The organism is Cytophagia bacterium CHB2, from assembly GCA_030263535.1.
Lineage (GTDB): Bacteria > Zhuqueibacterota > Zhuqueibacteria > Zhuqueibacterales > Zhuqueibacteraceae > Coneutiohabitans.
Genome location: SZPB01000575.1, coordinates 1 through 2,624 on the forward strand (window position 1 = coordinate 1; position 2,624 = coordinate 2,624).

The 2,624-nt window shown below is 53.8% G+C and carries 2 protein-coding genes; both read left to right on the plus strand.

From position 1 onward, the window contains the following. Positions 1-121: 121 nt before the first annotated feature. Positions 122-922, plus strand: a complete 801-nt coding sequence (locus tag FBQ85_29060; GenBank protein MDL1879183.1) for a hypothetical protein — start codon at positions 122-124, stop codon at positions 920-922. 158 nt (positions 923-1,080) lie between these two features. Then, positions 1,081-2,624: carboxypeptidase (locus FBQ85_29065; GenBank protein ID MDL1879184.1), on the plus strand; the 1,544-nt coding region annotated here is incomplete at its 3' end.

The window sequence follows — 2,624 nt, forward strand, 5'->3', positions numbered from 1 at the left end:
CGCTTATGTTTATTTGCTGCAAACCAGCAAAGCGCAGAATGGCGCCAACGGCGTTTGAAAATAATGCGCGCCGGACAAAATCAGGTGTAATGCTGGCAAACCCTGAATCTGAGAATTGCCCATGCTGACCAAAACAGAGTCATCGCTCTCTTCCATCCAATCATCGCGCCATTCAAACATTCGTTATCTTCGTTTTGCCGAACTGGCCCTGCGCGCCAAGCTCGCCATTGCGTGGGAAATCTTTCGCCTGCAAGCGCGCATCATTTTTTCGCACAAGTTTCTCTGGTTCATGGCCGGCTTGTTGATTTACTGGATCGTGGTCTATGCGATCAATTACAATCAGGAGATGCTGGACCGCATGTCGGTCGAAGAGGTTTTGCCGTTGTTGTTGCAGATGCCCTTGTCCGCTCTGGCCATCTACTTGAACATGCAGCTCATCACGAGTGAAAAAGACAATCGCACGCTCGAAGTCATGTTTACCACCGCCGGCTCGCGCTACAAAGTCTGGCTGCTGCGCCTGGGCGCGCTCAATGCCATTTTGCTGATCTTGGCTGTAGTCCTGAGCACGCTGGCATTTTTTACCATCACCGAGGTTCCGATCCTTCCGCTGGCCGTGCACGGCTTTGTGCCGGCATTTTTTGTCGGCGCCATGACGCTTTACTTTGCCATAAAATTTCGCAGCAGCCTGGCGGCGGGCATGGTTTCGGCCGGGGTGATATTTGTGGCGATGATGCTTTTCAACGGGCTCGAAGCCCCGCGCTATTTCATCTACTTTAATCCCTATGACATGCCGCGCCAGCTCGATCCTGAAACCTGGAATTTGTGGATGTGGCAGAATCGCATTGGCGTGCTGTGCTGCGGCGTCTTCCTGCTGTTTACCGCCCTGCGCGGCATGGAGGAAAGAGAGAGATTGTTGCGGTGAGAGGCCTCCAATTTTTCTCTCTCAAATAATCTGCAAAAAGCGCTTTGGCTTTACGCAGTTTGCAAGATGCGGCTTTTATTTTGCTTTCGGGCCTAGCTCTCTTCTCGCAAATTTCGCTGACGCCCGATATTTTGAACACGTGAAGGAGGAAGGAATTGATGCGCAAAAAAACTCTAGTCGGCGTTATACCCGGGCTTGCATTGTTGATGGTAGCCAATTTTTTATTGTCGACTCAACTTTTCGGCCAGGCCTCTCAACAAGGCATTCTGCCTCCCGAATTGCCCTGGAACGGCAAAAGCCAGGCGCTGATTGCCGCGCAAAATAATCCCTGGATCACACCCGCTGAAAAAAATGACTTCGTAAAGACGCCGCGCTATGACGAAACTGTATCATGGTTGCGCAAGCTGTGCGCGGCTGCACCCGAGTTGAAAATGATTTCACTCGGCGCCAGCCCGGAAGGCCGCGAGATTTGGATGGTGATTGCCTCGAGGGAAAGGGCGTTCACACCGGCAGCGCTACGCGCCAGCGGCAAACCGATTTTCCTGGCGCAGGCGGGCATTCACTCCGGCGAGATTGATGGCAAAGATGCGGGTTTGATGTTGCTGCGCGACATGACGGTGGGCAACAAAAAACGGGATTTGCTGGAGGGCGTTAATCTGCTCTTCATCCCAATTTTCAGCGTTGATGCTCACGAACGGGTTTCGCCATACAATCGCATCAATCAGCGCGGCCCTGCGGAAATGGGTTGGCGCACCACGGCGCGCAATCTCAACCTCAATCGCGATTACGCCAAACTTGACGCTGTGGAAATGCGCGCCTTGATTCGCGCCCTGAATGAATGGGAGCCGGATCTTTATTTCGATATTCACGTGACCGACGGCGCGGATTATCAATACGACATTACGTTCGGCTACAACGGCAAGCACGGCTATTCGCCGGCGATTGCGAACTGGCTCGATGAATTTCTAACGCCCGCAATCTATCGGGATTTGCAAGCCCAGGGCCACATTCCCGGTCCGTTGATCGGCGGCCCGGCTGATGGCCGTGATTTCAACAGCGGCTTGGTGGATTGGACCGCGCCGCCGCGTTTTTCCAACGGCTACGGCGATGTGCGCCACCTGCCCACCGTGCTGGTCGAGAATCATTCGCTCAAACCGTACAAACAACGCGTGCTCGGAACCTATCTCTTGCTCGAAAGCACCATGCGCGTGCTGGCAATGCAAGGGAGTAAGCTGCAAAAGGCCATTGCGGCTGATCGTGGCCGGCGTTTGCCGGAGGTGCCATTGACGTGGCGCGTGCCCCGGCAATCATCCGAAGAGAAAATTTTGTTTCTCGGCGTTGAAGCGAAACAAATTTTCTCAACCATCACGAACAGCGACTATGTGCAATGGACCGGCAAACCCTACCAGGCAATGATTCCACTGTTGCGCATGAGCGAGCCGGCAATCTCCGTAAAACGCCCAAAAGCGTATTGGATTCCACCCGCCTGGCATGAGGTGATCGAACGGCTTGCTCTGCACGGCATTCAAATGGAACGCATCACCTCGCCGCGCGAGATCGAAGTCGAAATGTATCGCATGCACGACGCAAAGCTGGCGAAGCAGCCGTTTGAAGGCCATGTAAGTATGACCGGCAAAGCTGTCGTTGAGAAAAAAATTCGGCAATTTGCAGCAGGCGCGGTGCGCATTGCAACGGATCAACC

Bases quoted from the DNA above. Each gene is read 5' to 3' on its own strand.
- FBQ85_29060 (MDL1879183.1), top strand. From the start codon at position 122: ATGCTGACCAAAACAGAGTCATCGCTCTCTTCCATCCAATCATCGCGC.